Origin of the sequence: Luteitalea sp., assembly GCF_044337415.1 — a bacterium.
GTDB lineage: Bacteria > Acidobacteriota > Vicinamibacteria > Vicinamibacterales > Vicinamibacteraceae > Luteitalea.
Genome location: NZ_JBIINP010000080.1, coordinates 1 through 18,025 on the forward strand (window position 1 = coordinate 1; position 18,025 = coordinate 18,025).

An 18,025-nucleotide genomic window follows, 5' to 3' on the forward strand; every position below is an offset into this window, starting at 1 on the left:
CATCAGGGTCTCGCGCCGGAACACCTCGCCGATGCGACGCTCGCGCGACTGGCTCCAGCGTGGATGGTCGACCTGCGGGTTCACGTTGGAGTAGAAGCCGTACTCCTGCGGCGCCGACACGTTCCAGGCCGTCTGTGGCTGGCCCGTCGTGAAACGGATGCGCGCGATCGACTTGGCGCTCTTGAAGCCGTACTTCCACGGCACCACGAGGCGCATCGGCGCGCCGTTCTGGTTGAGCAGCGTCTTGCCGTAGAGGCCGACCGCCATGAGCGTCAGCGGGTGCAGGGCCTCGTCGAGGCGCAGCCCTTCCTTGTAGGGCCAGTCGAGCACCGGCGACCGCAGTCCCGGCATCTCGGCCGGCCGCTGCACGGTGGTGAACTCGACGAACCTGGCCTTGGACGTCGGCTCCACGCGCTTGACGAGTTCGGCCAGCGGGAATCCCACCCAGGGAATCACCATCGACCACGCCTCGACGCAGCGCAGCCGATAGACGCGTTCCTCGAGGGGGAACCACTTGAGGAAATCCTCGAGCGCGTAGTCACCCGGCTTGCCGACCTCGCCGTCGATCTTCACGGTCCACGGCGTCGGCTTGAACTTGCCGCTGTAGGCCTTGGGGTCGCTCTTGTCGGTCCCGAACTCGTAGAAGTTGTTGTAGCTGGTGATGTCCTCGAACGAGTTGAGCGCCTCGCCCGTGGTGCTGAGCGGGCTCTTCTTCACGTTGGGCAGCGCCGGCTGGGCCGCCGCCTCGTCCACCGGCAGCAACGCCCCGGCGATCCCCCCGGCGGCCGCGCCCGCCGACGCGCGCAGGAAGGCGCGCCGATCGAGGTAGAGACGTTCGTCGGTGATCTCCCGCGTCGGGATCTGTGGCGTGGTGCGAATCAGCATCGGTCCGTTCCGTCGTCTTCCCGGTCGCCTTCCGGCGTCCTGCCAGCATACCTGGCGGCGAGCCGCTCGGGCGGCACTCCGCACAGGTAGCGTCCCATCGTCCACCAGTTGCGCAGCGTCCTGCGCCACCAGCCATCCCGTTCCCACCGACGCGCCGACGTGACCGCGTCCACCCGCGACCGCCACGGTGGGCCGACGCGTGCCAGCGCCCTGGCCAGCGCCACATCTTCCATCAGCGGGAGCGGTGGCACACCGCCGACCCGCGCCAGGGTCTCCCGCCGCACGAACAGGCCCTGGTCGCCGTACGGCAGCCGCCACAGGCGGACGCGCAGGCGCACCATGGCCTCGATCACGCGAGCTTGCCACGCCCGGGCGTCAAGCCGCAGGCGGAAGCACCCCCAGCAGTAAGACGTTCCGGGAGCCACAGCGGTTACTTCCGTGCGCCAGCTGGCCGCCAACCGCGTGTCGGCGTGCAGCAGCAGCACCACATCGGCCCGGGCCAGCGCGACGCCAGCCGCAAGCTGCCCACCCCGCCCTGCCGGGGCATCGAGCCACGTCACGTCGCCATGTGCCTGCCGCAGGGGGGCGAGGGACTGGTCGGTCGCGTCGCCGTTGACGATGATCCACTGCTCGTCGTGGCGCCTCGGCTGCGCGAGCAAGCCGGTCAGCGCGGCCGTGTCGTGCCACACCGGCACCACGACCGTCAGCACGGGAGGCACGGGGCCGTCGGACATCAGCGGCCGCATCGTGGCACACTGCGGGCGGAATCGTGTCCCAGGCCCCCGTCACGCTCGTCTTCATCACGTGGAACGCCCGGCCGCACCTGCTCCATGCGCTGCCGCCGGCGCTGTCGACCGGGTGGCCCGTGGTGGTTGTGGACAACGCGTCGCTGGACGGCACCGCCGAGTATGTGCGGGTCCGCACACCCCAGGCGCACCTGGTGGCTGCGGATCGGAACCTCGGATTCGCGGGCGGCGTGAACGCGGGCGTCCACGAGACCACCACGCCCTGGGTCCTGCTGCTCAACCCCGACATCGTCGTCGACCGCGGCGCCATCGAGCGCCTGATCGCGGCGGGTGAGGCGGCCGGGGACGTGGGTGCGGTCGGGGCGCAGCTGATCGGCCCCGATGGACGCCCGCAGGACAGCTACAGCCTGCGACGTTTCCCGACGCTCGGGTCGTTGGCCGCCGAACTGCTGCTGGTCCACCAGGTGTGGCGCGGCAACCCGGCCACGGCGCGCTACCTCGGCGCGGATCTCGATCGATCGCAGGACCAGGATGCCGAGCAGCCGGCGGCCGCCTGCCTGTTGGTGCGGCGGCAAGCGTTCGACCAGGTCGGGGGCTTCGACGCGGGCTTCCACCCGGCCTGGTTCGAGGACGTGGATTTCTGTCGGCGTCTGCGTGGCGCCGGGTGGCGCATCCGGTACGTCGCGGGTGCGCAGGTGCGGCACGAGGGTGGCGTGGCGATGCGGACGCTCGGCCTCGGCTCGTTCTCGTCCATCTGGTACCGGAACCTGTTGCGCTACGTCGGCAAGCACGGCACGCCCGCCGCGAGGGTGCTGATCCGTCCCCTCCTGGTGGCCGGCATGCTGCTCCGCGCCGCCATCAGCGTGCTGCGCGTGCGCCCGGCCGAGGCCCGCGCCTATCTTCGGGTGATTCCAATCGCGTTCAGATAGCCGCCCGACGCTCTTCCCGTTCCCCGTACCCGGTACCCGGTACCCGGTACCCCGTACCCGGATATAGACTCTGAGTCGCCTGCAATGCGTCTCGCCGCGCTCAGTCTTGCGATCCTCGTCTTCTCGGCCGCGCCGCCACGGCCGACGCTGGACGCCCAGGACCGCGCCGCCTTCCTGGCCTGGTTCACCCTGCTCGCCGACGCCCAGTTCTACCGGCCCACGGCCGACGTGACCGACTGCGCCGGGCTCGTGCGGCACGCGGCCCGCGAGGCGCTGCGCGAGCACACGCCGGAGTGGCAGCGACGCATGGCCATTCCCGGCGGGCAGTCGCGCGCCGAGGTGCGGGCGCGACTGGTGGCCACCAACGGCAGCCTGCCGCTCTTCAGGGTCAACGGCGACGCGCCGACGCGCTACGCGGAGTTCGCCGATGCCCGCACGATCCTGCGGTTCAATGCCGCGCTGGTCGGCCGCGATGCTGCCGCGGCGCGCCCCGGCGATCTGCTCGCCTTCCAGCAGGACGCGCGCCGGATGCCCGAGCACCTGATGGTGTTCGTCGGGCCGTCGGCTTACGAACCCGGTCCGCTCGACTGGGTGGTCTACCACACCGGGCCCGACACCACCACGGGCGCGCCCGGCGAGATGCGCAAGGCCACGCTGGCCGACCTGCGGCGGCACCCGGCGCCGCGCTGGCGGCCCGCGGCCGACAACCCCGCTTTCCTCGGGGTCTACCGATTGAGGATTCCATGACGATCCCCCGCCTCGTCCGAGGCCTGGTCACCTTCGGTCGTGCCGTGCCGCGCCTCGCGGCGCTGCTGGCTTCGCTCGTCGCGGCGACGACGCCTTCTCCGGCGCGCGCGCAGGAAGAGGCCGCCCGTCCCGCCGACCGACCGGCGTTCTCCCTCTCGAGCAGCGAGATCTTCCGCACGACGGCCTCGCCCTACGTCACGCTCACCTTCGAGCGCCTCGGCTCGCTCGACTTCCGCGTGTACAAGGTCGCCGACCCGGTCGCCTTCTTCAGCGGGCTGGACGACGCGCACGCGCTGGGGAGTGCCGAGTACACGGTCCCCACGGAGCAGACCTGGCTCGAGCGGCTCGCGTCGTGGAAGGCCGAGCGCCGCTCGGACCTCCAGTGGTTCCTCCGGCGGCAGACGAGCCACGAGTACCGCTCGCAGCGACGCGCCGGCGCCGACAAGGCCACCGTGCAGCGCCGCGTGCAGCTCGGGCTCACGGCCTACGCGCAGGTCCCACTGCTCAACGACAAGCAGGTCGTCGCGTCGTGGCGCGAGATCCTGCCCCGCCTGGCCGATGCAGACGTGCGTCGCATCCCGATCGAGGTGAAGGCGCCAGGCATCTATCTCATCGAGGCCGTGCACGGCACCCAGTTGGCGTACACGGTGCTGATGGTGTCCGACGTCGCGCTGATCACGAAGGTCGCGCCGGGCACGCTCCTCACGTACCTCGTCGATCGCGTGAAGGGCCAGCCGGTCGCGGGCTGCGAGGTGACCGCCATCGCCGACAAGGCCCGCCTCGGCACCGGCACCACAGACGCGCGCGGCCTGCTGGCGATGCCGTTGACCGACGCGCGTCCCGAGGACCTGATCACGGTCGCGCGCTGCGGCGCGCAGATGGTCGCGAGCACGCCGTCGACGTATGGCCTCGAGGCACCGGCGCGCGAACTGGTGGCGCACGTCTTCACCGACCGCCCCGTGTACAGGCCCGGCCACGTGGTGAAGGCCAAGGCCATCCTGCGGTGGCGGAGCGGCACCGCGCTGCTGCCCTTCGATCAGCCCTCCGTGGAGATGTCGGTCACCGACCGCACCGGCAAGGTCCTGCAGCGCGTGCGCAAGGACGTGGACGGATTCGGGGCCGTCGACACCGAGTTGACGCTCCCCGAGGCCGCGCCCCTCGGGTACTACACCGTCGAGGTGGCCTCGGGTGAGCAGAAGGCCAGCGCGACCTTCGAGGTGCAGGAGTACCGCAAGCCGGAGTACGAGGTCAGCGTCACGCCGGGCGTGAAGATGGCGCGCCAGGGCCAGACCGTCACCGTGACCGTGAACGCGCGGTACTACTTCGGCCAGCCGGTCCGCAACGCCGCGGTCAAGCTCGCGGTGTTTCTCGGCCCGTACTACTCGCCACTCCGGTGGGTCGACTCCGACGGCGAGGAGGGCGAGGGGAGCAACTACTTCTACGGCGACGAGATCGACACGCTCGAGGGGCGTCTCGACGCGAGCGGGCAGGCGACGTTCAAGGTCGACCTGCCCGTGCAGGACGAGAACCGCTCCGACGCCCAGATGCGGTTCGAGGCGCGCGTCACCGACGCCAGCGACCTCGAGGTGACCGGGAGTGGCCGCATGGTGGCCACCTACGGCGACTTCCTGATTGCCACGCGCGCCACGCCGAGCGTGGCCCGCCCGGGCACCCCCCTCACGCTGCGTCTGCGGACCGTGGACTATCGCGGCGGCGGCGTGGCGGGCGTCCCCGTGACCGTCGATCTGGTCCGCGTGTCGTGGGACGAGGACTCCGGCGAGCAGAAGCGCGAGGTGATCACCTCGGGGAAGGTGACGACGGCGGCCGACGGACGTGCCACGTGGGACACCCGCGCGCCAGCCGCCGGCGGCAGTTACCGGCTCGAGGCGCGCGCGCTGTCTGGCGACCGCCAGGTCACCGACGACAGCTTCGTCTGGGTGCCCGGCGCGACAGACGACGTGTTCGAGAACGACAGCGAGTCCATCGAACTGGTGACCGACAAGAGCACCTACGCGCCGGGCGAGACGGCGAAGGTCGCCGTGCGCGGCACCGCGCCAGACGTGCCGGTCCTCATCACCAAGGAAGCACGCACCCTCACCTGGTACGACCTGCGGCAGCCCAGCGCCGACGGCGTCTTCGACGTCGCCATCACCGACACCGACCTCGGCGATACCTGGGTGAACCTCCTGTACGTCAAGGACGACAAGGTCTTCTACGCCGAGAAGAAGCTGCGCGTCCCGGCCGCGGCGCGGGCCCTGAAGATCGAGGTGACGGCCGACAAGGCCATCTATCGCCCTGGCGAGCCCGGCACCTACACGGTGCGCACCCTCGATGCCTCGGGGGCCCCGGTGCAGGCGCAGGTCGCGATCGGCGTCGTGGACGAAGCCGTGTACGGGGTCCGTCCCGATACCACCGCCGACCCGCTCCGCGTGTTCTACCGCACCGAGTACACCCGGGTGTCCACCGACTACTCGCGGCAGTACTACTTCATGGGCTACTCGGGCACGCTCCGCATGAAGCTGGCCGAGCGTCGTCGTCCGCTGTCGCTGGCCGACTTCAAGGGCGACACGCCGACACGCCCACAGGTGCGCAAGCGCTTCCCCGACGCCATCTACTGGAGCCCCTCGGTGGTGACCGGCCCCGACGGGACGGCCACCGTGAAGGTGGACTACCCGGACTCGCTGACCACCTGGCGCCTCACGGCGCGCGCGGTCACGCAGCAGACGCAGGCGGGCATGGCCGTGGCGCGCACCGTCACCACGCGTGACCTGCTGCTTCGCCTCGTGCCGCCCCGCTTCCTGACCGAGCGCGACGATGTCCGCGTGCCGGTGATCGTGCACAACTACCAGGAGGGCGCGGCGGTGCCCGTCGAGGTGACGGCGACCGCCACGGGGCTCGAAGCCAGGTCGCCGGGCGCACAGGCCGTCACCGTCGCCAACGGCGGCGAGGCGCGCACCGAGTGGGCGTTCGCCGCGAGTGCACCGGGCTCGGCCACGATCACGGCCTCGGCGTCCTCACCGGGCGCGAGCGACGCGATGGAGCTCACGATTCCGGTCAAGCCATACGGCGCGCGCCGCGACGTCGGCATGTCGGGCTCGACGCCCGCCGGCCAGTCGCGCACCGTCGACCTCACCATCCCCGAGGCCTCCAACGCCGGCGCCCGCAGCGTTGTCGTGAGCCTGATGCCGTCGATGGCGGGCTCGCTGCTCGGCGCCCTCGACGACCTGGTCAACTATCCGTACGGATGCACCGAGCAGACCGTGTCGAGCTTCGTGCCCAACCTCCTCGTGATGCGGACGCTGGACCAGCTCAAGCTCGCGCCGACCGAGCGGATGGGCATGCTCGACCGCGTGTCGCGCACCGGCCTCGACAAGCTCGTGCGCCTGCAGCACGAGAACGGCGCCTGGGGTTGGTGGAAGACAGACGATGACCATCCGTTCATGACCGCCTACGCGTTGTACGGCTTGCTCGAGGCGAAGGCCGCCGAGCTTGACGTGCCGTACGACGCGCTGAACAAGGGCACCACGGCACTCGCAAGGCAGTTGCAGCAGACGCCGGCGATGGTGCCGGAGCTGAAGGCGTACGCGGCGTACGTGCTGGCGCGCGCGGCCGCCTCCGACGTGACGCCGCAGGCGGAAGGCTTCGAGCTGCCGGCCCTGGTCACGGAGCTGTGGAACCGCCGCAGCGACATGACGCCGTACGGACAGGCCTGGCTGCTGCTCGCGCTGCACGCGCAGAAGGACGCGCGCGCCGGGGAACTCGCGGGCATCCTGTCCACGCGCGCGCAGACCAAGGGCGACCTCGCCTGGTGGCCGACCGAGAACGACCCGCTGCTCGGCGACTGGGGCGACGCCACGGCGGATGCCACGGCAGCCGTCGTGCAGGCGCTCGCGGCAGTCCGCCCGACCGACCCGTTGATCGACCCGGCCGTGCGGTGGCTGCTCGCCAACCGCCAGAGCGGCCTCACGTGGAACAGCACGAAGCAGACCGCGATGGTGCTGTACGGCCTGCTTGGTGCGATGCAGGGCCGCAAGGAGCAGCCTGCCGCCAGCACGGTGACGGTGACGATGAATGGCCAGTCGCAGAGCGTGAGCTTCGCGCCCGAGGACTGGACGCGCCCCTTCCCTGCCCTGATCACGCTCCCGGCAGGCGCGGGCAAGAGCAGCGTCACGATCAGCAGCAACGGCGGACCGGTGTACTGGACGGCGAGTGCCCGCTACTACGACACGGCGGCCGGCCTCGAGCGCAGCGGGTCGCGCAAGCTGGCGCTCAGCCGCAAGTACTTCTCGCTCACACCCGTGAAGCGTGATGGCCGGGTCGTGTACGAGGAACGCGCGTTCTCCGGCACCGCGGCGCCTGGCGAGCTGATCCTCGTCCGCCTCGTCGTGGCGGGCTCCAACGACTGGCGCTACCTGATGATCGAGGACCCGCTGCCGGCCGGCGCCGAGGCCGTCTCGCGGCCCGACACGCTGGAACTCGCCAAACCACCGGACTGGACCTATGGCAGTCACCGCGAGTACCGCGACGATCGCGTCGCGCTGTTCCTCGACGCGCTGCCCGGCCGTGCCGAGTTCACCTACCTCCTGCGCGTGACCACACCCGGACAGTTCCGGGCGATGCCGGCGCAGGTGACCCCGATGTACGTGCCGGGCGTGTACGCGTCGAGTGCCGTGGCGGCGCTCACCGTACCCAGCCCGCAGGAGTCGCTGCGATGATCCCCGCCGTGCTCAGGACTGCCCTCTGGATCGGCGTGGTGGATGCCCTCGCCGGCGCGGCGCTCGCCGGCTTCCTCTACACGCCGGAATCCAACGTGCTCATGCTGGCCGCCTCGGCGCTGCTCGTGCTGCTGGCCGGCGTGCTGCTCGTGCTGTCGTCGGCATCGGCCGCGCATGGACTCGTCCACCACCGCGCGCCCTGGGCGAGCCTGGGCGCCGCGGCGCGACGCCTGCCCGTGCTGCTGTTCGTGCTCGTCGTGCTCGGGGTGATCTGCGGCTCGGCCGGCTGGTTCGAGCGGTGGTGGATGGCCAACGCCGGCCAGGTCGATGCCGCCGCGATCGCGGCGGGCGACATCACGCGTACGGGCTGGGTGCACACGGCCGTGCACTGGATCGTCGTGCTGATCCAGTGGGTGCTCGTGCCGGCGTGGCTGGCGTCGGCCCTCGCCTGGGCGGCCGGCTACGAGACGCGCGACGTGCTCACCCTCAAGTGGCTGACCGCCGGCCTGCACTGGCGTCTCGTGCTCGTCGCGCTCGCGGCCGTCGCGATCGGCGTGTGGCTGCCGTGGCGATGGGTCTACTGGCGCCCGAAGACGCTGCCGGCCTCGACGCTGGAGGTGGTGTTCGTCGGCGTCAAGTTGCTGGTCATCTACGCGCTCTCGCAGGTGGGATGGGCGTTCACGCTCTACACCGCCGCACAGGCGGTGCCCACGCCGGCCGGGGTGACCACAACGCCCGTGCCGTCGACGGCGCCCCCGCCGGTGGCCTCGTCCACCGGCACCCGACTGGACGAGCGCGCCTGATGGTCGGGCCCGTCCTGCTGCTCGCCGTGGTCGCGACGACCAGCCCCCAGGCGCTGACCTCCGGCACCGTCGCGCCACAGGCCGTGTGCCGCAGCATCGGCCTGGATCCGGTGCGCATCTGGCGGGTGCAGCAGGTGGCGGGACGCTGGCAGCTGGCCCACTGGCGCGGCCGCATCGACGAGGCGGCGACGGTGCGGGTGACGTTGCCCCCGAACGCCGAGGTCAGGCTCTCACCCACCGTCGTGGCCGTGCGGGGCAAGACCAGCAACGGCGGCATCGACGTGACGCTCAGTGGCACCCCTGCCGCTGCCACGCTCGACGCGTACGTCAGCTACGAACTCGAGGTGAACGTCGATGCGTCGCTGACGCCGGCGATCGAGGAGATTGCGACCGAGGGCCCGGTCGGCGTCAGGTGCGAGGTTGCACAGGACTAGGAGCGGGTAACGGGTAACGGGTAGCGGGTAGCGGGTAGCGGTCTGCCACGAGACGAGAGAGACACGCGAATGATCGGACGACGGGAACTGATGGGGACGATGGCGGCCAGCGCGCTTGCGGGCGCGGCACGTCCGGCGATGCGCGCGCAAGGTGCGTCGGCGCGTGGGCTGCGCATCGGGCAGGGTGCGCGCTGGGTGGTGATCGGCGACTCCATTACCGACACCGGCCGCGCCAAGCCGATTGGCGAGGCACCGAACGGCCTCGGCACCGGCTACGTGCTGACGCTCGATGCGCTGCTGCAGGCCTGGTATCCGGCGCGACGTATCCGGCTGTTCAACGTCGGGACGAGCGGCCACAACGTGCGCGATCTCGCGGCCCGCTGGCAGACCGACGTCTTCGACCTGAAGCCGGACTGGCTGACGGTGATGATCGGGGCCAACGACGTGTGGCGGCAGTTCGATCGCGTCACGCAGCCGGAGCGCTCGGTGCTGCCCGACGAGTACGAGCGCGTCTACGACGAACTGCTCACGAAGACGGCGCCCACGCTCAAGGGCGGGCTGATGCTCGTCACGCCGTTCTTCCTGGAACTGCGGACCAACGATCCGATGCGCGCCCGCATGGACGAGTACGGCGCCATCGTCAAGCGGCTCGCGGCGAAGCACAAGGCGGTGCTCGTCGACAGCCAGGCCGCCTTCGACGTGGTGCTGAAGGACCTGCCGTCGCACATGATCAACTGGGACCGCGTGCACCTGAACCACATCGGCGCAGCCGCGCTGGCCCGCGCCATCCTCAACAGCGTCGGCTTCGAGTGGGCGTGAAGCGCTGAGGGCCGGGCCTCGCGGCCCGGCCCCGGAGTTCGGCAGTCGGCGGTCGGCAGTCTACAGGGCGCTGGACACTCCGCCCTGTAGTTCAGAATTCAGAGTTCCGAATGAGATGGGGCCGATCTTCCAAGGAATCGCAGCCCCTGCGCATGCCGTGATGCGGCGCTCCCTGCATCGCGGCATCGCAGCATTGGCGTCGCCGCGGCAGTGTCAGGGCCGCGGAGTGGCCTTCGGCGCGGTCCGCGGCGCCGTCTTGGCCGTGTCGCCGAGCTCGAGATCCGGCACGCCGAACTTGCCCTGCAGCGACCGCAACTGCTCCAGGTCGATCGTTCCCACGATGTTGACCAGCGTGACCTCGCGGGGCTCGACGTTCAGCACCGCGAGCCCGCCGGGCCGGTCGCCGTTGCGCCAGAGGTACACGGCCATGTCGCTGCCGTCCTTGGACGACCGGGACGCCATCAGGCGCGTCCACTGCCCCGTCGACAGCTGCTTGCGCACCGAGTCGAGCATGGCCGGGTCGTAAGCTCCGTCCTTGCCGAACGTGAAGCTCTTCACGTAGATGCCCTTGAGCGACGACATCAGCGACTTGAGCTGCGCGTCGTCTGTGCCGCTGCCCATGAAGGACGCGGCCATCCCGAGCAGGGCCTGATCCACCGACACGTCGACCACGTCGGTGGCCGTGGCGCTGAGGCGCGAGAGATCGGGCAACTGGAGCAGCTGCGCCTGGGCAGGAGCGGCGGCCCACAGCCCCGCGATGACGACACAGGTAACGACACACTGACGCATCATGGGCGTCCTTCCTTTCCGGAGAGGCCCGCGGTCGGCATCAGCGACGCGGGAGACACGGGACGCACCACCTTGCGGTGCGCGGTATTGAGTTCGCGGCTGGCGATCTGCAGCGCCAGCAGGACCTGGGCGCGGGCCGCAAGCGCGTCGCGCCGGGTCTGGTACTCGCGCCACGCGAGCGGGCCGGCCAGCACGGCGAGGACGGTCGCGGCGATGGCCGTGAGGCGCCCGAAGCGACTCCACACGGCCGGCGCAGGACGGGTCTCGCGCTCGATGCGGGCGCGGACGCGCTGGGCGAAGCCCTCCGGCGGGTCCACGGGCGGCAGGGCACGACGAAGGCGGGCATCGGGATTCATCGGACGGCCTCCCGCTGCAGCCGCGCGCGCATCACGGTGAGGCCGCGGCGCAGGTGACTCTTGACGGTGTTCAGGGACATGTCGAGCGTGTCGGCGATCTCGGTCGGTGCGAGATCGTCCATGTAGCGAAGCATCACGATGAGGCGGGCCCGCGGCGCCAGGCGCTGCAGGGCGCGGTGGACCAGCCGCTCGGCCAGCGGGTCGCCGGCCCCGTGCCCGACCTGGGGCTCAGCGATGTCCTCGAGCGACCTCGAGGCCTTCCGCGCACGCAGCGTGTCGATCACCCGGTGCGTCGTCGTCCGCCGCAGCCAGGCGCCGAGGTGCGCCGCGGATTCGATCCGGCCGAGCGCCGCGTGCAACTGCATGAAGACGTCCTGGGCAATCTCCTCGGCCAGCATCTGGTCCCGGACGGCGTGCCAGGCCAGGGAGTAGACCCGCCGCTGGTGACGCCGCACGAGCGCCTCGAAGGCGTCGAGGTCGCCGTGGCGCGCCGTGTCCAGGAGTCGCTGGTCACGGTCAGCCAGGGAGGTCGGAGTGAGAAGGGTGGCAGGGGCGTTCATGGCGCTCACCAGCCATATACGGAGACAGGGGGGCTTCGGGGTGCATGGGGAGGGCCGGGTAGCGGGTAACGGGTAGCGGGTACGGGGCCGGGCGGGTCGCGGGTGGCCTGTCGCCTGCAGCCTGTCGCCCGAGGTCATCGGGCCGGGCTGGGACAGCCGGCCCTACCTTGGACGACGCGGGCAGCCTGCAGCCCGTAGCCTGTAGCCGGGCTCTACCTCAGGTCGCGCCAGCTCGCGAGCCCCTGAGGCAAGGCCGCTGCGGTGCACGAGGCGGCGCGGCCGTAGACCTCCTGCATCCGTTCGAGGCTGCCTGGGCGGCGCATCTCATCGTCGGTCGGGCACGGGCCCCGGTCACCGGGACGGTCGGTCCACCGCGCGGCGAGAATCGCCAGGCCTTCGGTCGCCCACGCCGGCCCCTGGGCCAGGAGCGGCCACGTCAGGACGTGCACGAACTCGTGCGCAAGGGTGGTGGTCAGCGCCTCGGCCGACGGCGGACCTGGTGGCGGCGCGACGTCGATCCGATACGCCGCACCGCCCTCTGCGCGCGTGCTGGCGCTCGTCCACCACGCCCGCCCGGTCGCGCGCTGGTAGGCCTCGCGCGTCGGGTGGATCTCGAGGGTGACCGTCCGCGCGTCGACGACGCCGAGGACGTGCCGCTGGCGTGCGAGGAGTCGCTTCGCACCGGTCAGCAACGCCGGCGCCAGGGGCTGCCACGCCGACGGCACACGCAGCACGACCTTGTCCTGCAGCGCCTGGAGCGTCGCGCCCGGCAGGTACGTCCTGAGCACCTCGTCGAGGCCGGCGCCACGCCCGGCAAGCTCTGACGCACCGCGCAGGCAGAGTCCGGCACCGTGCCCCTTGCCGCGCCCCGTGAAGCGGTAACCGCGCCCTGTGCGCGTCACCTCGAAGGCGTGGCTCTTCAGGATGTCCCAGCCGAGCGCCCGGCCGACGATGTGACGGAAGGTCGTAGCCTCGATGTTGGCGGGAGCGAGGCCGTCGAGCGCCAGGCGTGTGGGCATGCCCTCGGGGGACCTGGCCTCGACGCGGACGTCGCGCAGGACGTCGCCCTGATGTCCGGCGGCGCGCAGCACCTTCAGCAGATCGTCGACGGGCACATCGCTCGTCCAGGTACCGACCTCGTGGGCGGCGGGATCGGCGCCCGTCCGTGTCACGCCGGGGTCCGCACCACCCCACAGTTCGCGCGGCGACACGAGTCGACCGCCGCACGAGGCCGAGTACGGCACTGCGACAACGCGCCCCGCGCGGGCCAGGACGAGCCCGCGCGTCCGCAAGGCCGCCGCCCGGCTCCAGCCCGTGACCGGTCCCACCACCTGGCAGTGTGTCGTGTCGCAGAGGTCGAAGCCCTCGCGCGCGTGTCGTCCGCCGGGCGCCAGCGCGTAGCTGCGCGCCGCCACCGCCAGCGCATCGAGTGCCGCTGCCGGCATCGACCGCTCCCCTTCCGCGGCCACGACGCCGGCGACGTAGTCCTCGAGTCCACGCACCTCGACACGCGGCGTCGACGTCGCGCCGGCCTCGCGCAGGCGCCCCACACGGACACGCGGCTCGTCGTTCGCATCGACCTGCTGCCACAAGGCGTGGGCGAGGCGCGCCGCATCGCGCCCCGGGACGCCCGCAGCGCGCACCACGACGGCCTCGCCGGTTTCCGGCCGCCACGCCACGACACGCCCGTCCTGCTGCCCCGTGCCGGCGAGGGTCGTGCCCGTCTTGGCCCACATCTCATGCTGTTCGTCGCGCAGCGCGAGGGCCGTGCCCTCACGGGCGGCGCGTCGCACGCCGCGGCCGATCAACGCACCACCTGGCTGCGCGTCGGCGCTCACGTCCATCGCGGCGAGCGCGATGCGTGCCCAGTCGCGCATGCCGAGCTTCGGGCCCTCGAGGCCGAGGCCGACCAGCCCGATCGGCGCGTCGCCGAGCGGCGCCGCGCTCACCCGCGCCGTCGTGGCCAGCGCGCGAAAGGTCCGTTCGAGACCAGCCCGGTCGAGCCGCTCGGCCAGGCGCACGAAGAAGTGGTTACAGGAGTGCGCGAGCGCGTCGTCGAGGGCGATGGGGCGCCCGAAATCGGGATGGACACAATCGGCCTCGCGCCCTGCCACGCGCACGCGGCGCGGGCAGGCCAGGTGCAGGTCGGGTGTGACGAGTCCCTGGTCCACGGCGGCGCGCGCCACGACCAGCTTGAAGAGCGACCCCGCATGCACGGCGTCGTCGAGGCGCTCGGGCAGGTTGGCGGCCAGCACGCGCCCGCCCGGCCACGACATGCGCATCCAGGCGACGCGCGCAAGTTGGGGCCCGACATCGTCGAGGTCGACTGACGGCGTGGGGTCGGCGTCGACGACTGCGGGACTGGGTCGAGGCGGCGCGGCATCGGCGCGCGCGGGCGCTGGCGCCTCGCCCGGCGTCTCTCGGGGCGCGCTGCAGGCGACGCACAGGACCGCCAGGGCCAGGCTGGCCAGGCCCTGCGTCAGCAGCCGAGGAAGGTGCGCGTCTCCTGCCACATCAGGTCGAGGTGCCCGTGCAACTGGTGGCCGTCCTGCAGGAGCCGGAGCGACACGTTCGGGCGGCCCTGGCAGAACTCGATCACGCCCTGCGGCTTCACCACGTCGTCCTGCATGCCCTGGAAGATGAGCGTGGGCTGGTCCACCACGGCATGCGCCGCGTGGTAGGTCATGGCGTCGCGGTAGAACTCGTAGTGGAGTTGGCGCGGCCGATTCTCGCCGTAATGGAAGAACTCGCGCGTGCCCGTCCGCTCCCACTCGTCGACCACGCCGGGGCCGAAGTCCTCGCGACGGTCGTGCCCGAACAGCAGCGCGGGTGCCAGCAACACGAGCTTCGTGATCGGGTGATGCGGCAGCACCGGCGCGAGCCGCGCCGCGGCATTCCACGCCACGAAGCCGCCCATGCTCGAGCCCATCAGGACGACAGGCCCCGGAGGTCCGTGGGCGATGACGCTGCCGACCTCATCGAGCATGCGCGTCACCGTGAGCGTGCCGAAGTCCGGCGCATTCAGGTCCGGCGTCACGACGGGGATGCCGACCTCGGCGAACCGCTCGCTGAAGAACTGCCCCTTGCCCGACTGCGGAGAGGACGCGAAGCCGTGGAGGTAGACGACGCGGGAGGTCATTCCCCATGCCTCATGCCACATGCCTCATTCATCATGCGACATGTCTCACGCCCGAAGTGCCCCCTCAGGCTTCTCCCCTTCACGCTTGTTCCTTGTGCCTTCGCCTTGTCATGAGTCATGACGCATGAATCATGAAGCATGAGGCATGAGAAGCGTCAGATCTGCCCTTTGCACCCCGGCCGGCACTTGCACGGGATCTCGGCGGTGCCGCCCGTGTAGTAGTCGTACGAGAGCTCCTCGCCCGCCTCGATCGTGCGGCCGGCGCGGATCCAGATGACCCCGTCGATGATGTGGCTGTAGCAGTTGGGCTTGCAGGCGTGATTGATGAAGCGCGCGACGTTGCCGCCGAACTTGGCGTCCACGGCCCATCGGGTGCTCAGCTCGAAGCACCAGATGCAGCCCTTCTCGAGGTACGCCACCTCGCGGTCGTGGCTGTCCTTGGCGCCGACCAACTGGCCCGAGTAGTAGATGATCCGCGTGTTCTTCGTGATGCGCTCGAGGGCGAACACGCCCCAGCCATGCACGCCGCTCTTGCGGCGCTCGATGCGCGGCAGCGGGAAATCGTCGGGAAGCTTCACCACCTGGCCCGCGACGCGGGACTTCAGCTTGACCTTGGTGCCCTCGATGACGAGGGGAGCGTACTCGAAGCGGGGCGCCTTGCCCTTCGCCTTGGTGCTGCCCTTGCGGGCCGTGACGCGCTGTGCCAACCAGTTGCCTCCGTGCGATCGCGGCATTGTAACAGCAGGTGTCCTGCCGCCTGCGGCGCGTGTGGCGCTCAGATCACGCCGCGCGCTTGAAGATCGGCGAGTGCGGCCTCGTCGAGACCGAGCAGGTCGCCATAGATCTCGCGGTTGTGCGCCCCGAGCGGCGGCCCCGGCCACGTGGTGCGCCCCGGCGTGGCCGACAACTGCGGCGCGACGGCCGGGATGGCGACGTCTTCGCCGGTGTCGACCGTGACGTGCTCGATCAGGCCACGCGCGGCGAAGTGCGGATCGGTGAACTGATCGGCGACCGAGTAGATCGGCCCGCACGGCACGTCGGCGCCGTCGAGTTGGGCGAACGCCGTGTCGTACGGCTGCGTCTGCGTCCACGCGCCGATGGCCGCGTCGATCTCCGCCGCGTGAGGCACACGCCCATCGTTGGTCTGCAGGCGCGGGTCGTCGGCCAGGTCGGCGCGACCGATCGTCCGCATCAGCCGCTTGAAGATGCTGTCGGCGTTGCCGCCGATGATGATGTACCGCCCATCGGCGCACGGATACACGTTGGTCGGCACGATGCCGCTGACCGTCGACCCGTGCCGCTCGCGCACCACGCCCGCTGTCGCGTACTCGGGCAGCGTGGATTCCATCAGGTTGAAGATGGACTCGTAGAGAGCCACGTCCACCATCTGGCCCTCGCCCGTGCCCTTGCCGTCGCGATGGTGCAACGCGAGCAGCAGGCCGAGCACCGCGTGCAGGCCGCCAATGGTGTCGCCGAGGCTCAGGTTGGCGCGCGCGGGCGGACGGTCGGGAAACCCGTTCACGTAGCGCAGGCCGCCCATGCCCTCGGCCACCGCCGCAAAGCCCGGACGTCGCGCATACGGCCCCGTCTGCCCGAAGCCCGAGATGCGCACCATGATCAGGCGCGGGTTGATGGCCTTGAGCGCCTCGTAGCCGAGTCCCCACGCCTCGAGCCGCCCCGGGCGGAAGTTCTCGACCACCACGTCGCAGTGCTCGACGAGCCGCCGCACCAGCGCGCGCGCCTCTTCCTGCCGGAGGTCGGCCGTGATGCAGCGCTTGTTGCGCCCCATGGCGTACCACCACAGGGCCGTGCCGTTGTGCACGTGTCGCCACGTGCGCAGCGGGTCGCCGCCATCGGGCGGCTCGACCTTGATGACGTCGGCCCCGAAATAGGCCAGCAGCATCGTGGAGAACGGCCCGGCAATCAGTTGCCCGAGTTCGAGGACGCGGAGGCCTTCAAGCGGCGCGGTCACGACGCCAATTCTAGCGGCCTTCGCCCTTTGCTCTTTGCTCTTTGCCCTTTGCCCTTCGCCAGTCGACCGTCCTCTTTTGCGCTTGCCCTTCGTCGTGCCCTTCCGCTGCGTGCCGTGCCCCCGGCGCCCGACATTGCCGGCATTCCCGGCATCGCAGCATTTCTGTGTACTATCCCTCCCTTATGGCAGCGAGCGCGAGCTTCGACATCACGTCCACCGTGGACCTGCAGGAAGTGGACAACGCCGTGAACCAGGCCCAGAAGGAGATCGGGCAGCGCTACGACTTCAAGGGCGCGCACATCGAGATCGACTTCGACAAGGCCAAGAGCACCATCACCCTGCTGGCCGACGACGACTACAAGCTGTCGGCAGTGTGGGAGGTGCTGCAGGGCAAGATGTTCAAGCGCAACGTGCCGATCAAGAACATGAAGCTGGGCGACAAGGAGTCGGCGGCCGGCAGCGCCGTGCGCCGCGTCGTCTCGCTGCAGCAGGGCATCCCCACCGAAGCCGCCAAGGCCATCGTGAAGTTCCTGAAGGACGAGGGGATGAAGAAGGTGCAGGCCACGATCATGGCCGAGCAGGTCCGCGTGAGCTCGAACTCGAAGGACGAACTGCAGGAGGCCATGAAGCGCCTCCGCGGCCACGACTTCGAGATCGAGCTGATGTTCGGGAATTACCGATCGTAGCGGGTACCGGGTTCCGGGTACCGGGTACGGTAGTCGAGGCACGGGCCGGGCTCGGCCTTCGACGTTGCTCAGGCCGCCCCGAGCGAAGTCGAGGGGCGGAGAGCCGGCCCTACCTCGAGGGCTGGATCGGACCACGAACCACGAGGAGTGCGCCGCCCGGATCGGTGAACCCGGCGATCCGACCGGCCGACGGCACGTCGTGTGCGAAGTGCGTGCAGCCGCCCAGCGTCTCGGCGTCGCGACAGGCCGCATCGGCATCGGCCACGACGACGATGGTGTTCCAGCGCGGTGGGACATACCAGTCGGCGGCGATCGGGAGCACCCCGCCTTCCTGGTGCCCCTCGCGCTCGAGCACGATGTAGCTGTCGAAGGGCACGAAGGCCGTCGTCCGCGGCTGCCAGCCGAAGAGGCCTCCGTAGAACTGCACGGCGCGCTCGGGTTCGCG

Annotated in this window: 17 protein-coding genes; 7 read left to right on the forward strand and 10 right to left on the reverse strand. The window is 70.8% G+C overall.

Annotated features, from left to right (window positions below; genetic code table 11):
* Together msrP and ACIRDX_RS12885 are read right to left on the reverse strand one after the other, a co-directional pair.
* The coding region (msrP, locus tag ACIRDX_RS12880; protein WP_396625836.1) for a protein-methionine-sulfoxide reductase catalytic subunit MsrP at positions 1 to 885 on the reverse strand (885 nt) is incomplete at its 3' end.
* On the reverse strand, positions 879 to 1,619 hold the full coding sequence (locus tag ACIRDX_RS12885) for a TIGR04283 family arsenosugar biosynthesis glycosyltransferase (RefSeq protein ID WP_396625837.1): 741 nt from the start codon (positions 1,617 to 1,619) through the stop codon (positions 879 to 881). The genes ACIRDX_RS12885 and msrP, both read right to left, overlap by 7 nt.
* 35 nt (positions 1,620 to 1,654) lie before the next feature.
* On the opposite strand from ACIRDX_RS12885, the gene ACIRDX_RS12890 reads away from it, so the two are divergent.
* The 6 genes from ACIRDX_RS12890 to ACIRDX_RS12915 all read left to right on the forward strand — a co-directional run bounded on the left by ACIRDX_RS12890 (position 1,655) and on the right by ACIRDX_RS12915 (position 10,078).
* Positions 1,655 to 2,560, forward strand: coding sequence for a glycosyltransferase family 2 protein (locus tag ACIRDX_RS12890; RefSeq protein WP_396625838.1), 906 nt, complete (start codon positions 1,655 to 1,657; stop codon positions 2,558 to 2,560).
* A gap of 84 nt (positions 2,561 to 2,644) precedes the next feature.
* Positions 2,645 to 3,307 carry a DUF1175 family protein gene (locus ACIRDX_RS12895; RefSeq protein WP_396625839.1) on the forward strand — a complete coding sequence of 221 codons (663 nt, stop codon included), beginning with the start codon at positions 2,645 to 2,647 and terminating at the stop codon, positions 3,305 to 3,307.
* Complete coding sequence (locus ACIRDX_RS12900) at positions 3,304 to 8,022, forward strand: alpha-2-macroglobulin family protein (RefSeq protein ID WP_396625840.1); 4,719 nt, start codon at positions 3,304 to 3,306, stop codon at positions 8,020 to 8,022. The genes ACIRDX_RS12895 and ACIRDX_RS12900 overlap by 4 nt, the downstream gene beginning before the upstream one ends.
* The gene (locus ACIRDX_RS12905) at positions 8,019 to 8,825 is read left to right on the forward strand and encodes a hypothetical protein (protein WP_396625841.1); all 807 of its coding nucleotides are present in this window, start codon (positions 8,019 to 8,021) and stop codon (positions 8,823 to 8,825) included. Before ACIRDX_RS12900 ends, ACIRDX_RS12905 begins: the two co-directional genes overlap by 4 nt.
* Positions 8,825 to 9,259, forward strand: coding sequence for a hypothetical protein (locus ACIRDX_RS12910; RefSeq protein WP_396625842.1), 435 nt, complete (start codon positions 8,825 to 8,827; stop codon positions 9,257 to 9,259). Before ACIRDX_RS12905 ends, ACIRDX_RS12910 begins: the two co-directional genes overlap by 1 nt.
* Positions 9,260 to 9,328: 69 nt before the next feature.
* Positions 9,329 to 10,078 carry an SGNH/GDSL hydrolase family protein gene (locus ACIRDX_RS12915; protein WP_396625843.1) on the forward strand — a complete coding sequence of 250 codons (750 nt, stop codon included), beginning with the start codon at positions 9,329 to 9,331 and terminating at the stop codon, positions 10,076 to 10,078.
* Positions 10,079 to 10,291: 213 nt separating this feature from the next.
* On the opposite strand, the gene ACIRDX_RS12920 is transcribed toward ACIRDX_RS12915, so the two are convergent.
* From ACIRDX_RS12920 to ACIRDX_RS12950, 7 genes are all read right to left on the reverse strand, one after another.
* Positions 10,292 to 10,870, reverse strand: coding sequence for a DUF4252 domain-containing protein (locus ACIRDX_RS12920; RefSeq protein ID WP_396625844.1), 579 nt, complete (start codon positions 10,868 to 10,870; stop codon positions 10,292 to 10,294).
* Complete coding sequence (locus ACIRDX_RS12925) at positions 10,867 to 11,223, reverse strand: hypothetical protein (RefSeq protein WP_396625845.1); 357 nt, start codon at positions 11,221 to 11,223, stop codon at positions 10,867 to 10,869. Before ACIRDX_RS12925 ends, ACIRDX_RS12920 begins: the two co-directional genes overlap by 4 nt.
* Positions 11,220 to 11,783: an RNA polymerase sigma factor gene (locus tag ACIRDX_RS12930; RefSeq protein ID WP_396625846.1), complete on the reverse strand. Its 564-nt coding sequence runs from the start codon at positions 11,781 to 11,783 to the stop codon at positions 11,220 to 11,222. Before ACIRDX_RS12930 ends, ACIRDX_RS12925 begins: the two co-directional genes overlap by 4 nt.
* Positions 11,784 to 11,995: 212 nt before the next feature.
* Positions 11,996 to 14,296 carry a SpoIID/LytB domain-containing protein gene (locus tag ACIRDX_RS12935; protein WP_396625847.1) on the reverse strand — a complete coding sequence of 767 codons (2,301 nt, stop codon included), beginning with the start codon at positions 14,294 to 14,296 and terminating at the stop codon, positions 11,996 to 11,998.
* Complete coding sequence (locus ACIRDX_RS12940) at positions 14,263 to 14,922, reverse strand: YqiA/YcfP family alpha/beta fold hydrolase (protein ID WP_396625848.1); 660 nt, start codon at positions 14,920 to 14,922, stop codon at positions 14,263 to 14,265. The genes ACIRDX_RS12935 and ACIRDX_RS12940 overlap by 34 nt, the downstream gene beginning before the upstream one ends.
* 155 nt (positions 14,923 to 15,077) lie before the next feature.
* The gene (locus tag ACIRDX_RS12945; RefSeq protein WP_396625849.1) at positions 15,078 to 15,656 is read right to left on the reverse strand and encodes an SET domain-containing protein; all 579 of its coding nucleotides are present in this window, start codon (positions 15,654 to 15,656) and stop codon (positions 15,078 to 15,080) included.
* A 41-nt stretch (positions 15,657 to 15,697) separates the two neighbouring features.
* Complete coding sequence (locus ACIRDX_RS12950; RefSeq protein ID WP_396625850.1) at positions 15,698 to 16,894, reverse strand: CaiB/BaiF CoA transferase family protein; 1,197 nt, start codon at positions 16,892 to 16,894, stop codon at positions 15,698 to 15,700.
* Positions 16,895 to 17,076: 182 nt separating this feature from the next.
* Here ACIRDX_RS12950 and ACIRDX_RS12955 point away from each other — a divergent pair, with 182 nt between their 5' ends.
* Positions 17,077 to 17,580, forward strand: a complete 504-nt coding sequence (locus ACIRDX_RS12955; protein WP_396625851.1) for a YajQ family cyclic di-GMP-binding protein — start codon at positions 17,077 to 17,079, stop codon at positions 17,578 to 17,580.
* Positions 17,581 to 17,689: 109 nt separating this feature from the next.
* Here ACIRDX_RS12955 and ACIRDX_RS12960 read toward each other — a convergent pair.
* Positions 17,690 to 18,025 (reverse strand): VOC family protein (locus ACIRDX_RS12960; protein WP_396625852.1); only part of this gene is annotated, 336 nt, incomplete at its 5' end.

What these genes read in the sequence shown, in the direction of transcription:
- ACIRDX_RS12885 (WP_396625837.1), bottom strand. Translation starts at nt 1,619, where the DNA reads ATGTCCGACGGCCCCGTGCCTCCCGTGCTGACGGTCGTGGTGCCGGTG.
- ACIRDX_RS12955 (WP_396625851.1), top strand. Translation starts at nt 17,077, where the DNA reads ATGGCAGCGAGCGCGAGCTTCGACATCACGTCCACCGTGGACCTGCAG.
- ACIRDX_RS12940 (WP_396625848.1), bottom strand. Translation starts at nt 14,922, where the DNA reads ATGACCTCCCGCGTCGTCTACCTCCACGGCTTCGCGTCCTCTCCGCAG.
- ACIRDX_RS12915 (WP_396625843.1), top strand. Translation starts at nt 9,329, where the DNA reads ATGATCGGACGACGGGAACTGATGGGGACGATGGCGGCCAGCGCGCTT.
- ACIRDX_RS12910 (WP_396625842.1), top strand. Translation starts at nt 8,825, where the DNA reads ATGGTCGGGCCCGTCCTGCTGCTCGCCGTGGTCGCGACGACCAGCCCC.
- ACIRDX_RS12900 (WP_396625840.1), top strand. Translation starts at nt 3,304, where the DNA reads ATGACGATCCCCCGCCTCGTCCGAGGCCTGGTCACCTTCGGTCGTGCC.
- ACIRDX_RS12905 (WP_396625841.1), top strand. Translation starts at nt 8,019, where the DNA reads ATGATCCCCGCCGTGCTCAGGACTGCCCTCTGGATCGGCGTGGTGGAT.
- ACIRDX_RS12895 (WP_396625839.1), top strand. Translation starts at nt 2,645, where the DNA reads ATGCGTCTCGCCGCGCTCAGTCTTGCGATCCTCGTCTTCTCGGCCGCG.
- ACIRDX_RS12920 (WP_396625844.1), bottom strand. Translation starts at nt 10,870, where the DNA reads ATGATGCGTCAGTGTGTCGTTACCTGTGTCGTCATCGCGGGGCTGTGG.
- ACIRDX_RS12945 (WP_396625849.1), bottom strand. Translation starts at nt 15,656, where the DNA reads ATGCCGCGATCGCACGGAGGCAACTGGTTGGCACAGCGCGTCACGGCC.
- ACIRDX_RS12930 (WP_396625846.1), bottom strand. Translation starts at nt 11,783, where the DNA reads ATGAACGCCCCTGCCACCCTTCTCACTCCGACCTCCCTGGCTGACCGT.
- ACIRDX_RS12925 (WP_396625845.1), bottom strand. Translation starts at nt 11,223, where the DNA reads ATGAATCCCGATGCCCGCCTTCGTCGTGCCCTGCCGCCCGTGGACCCG.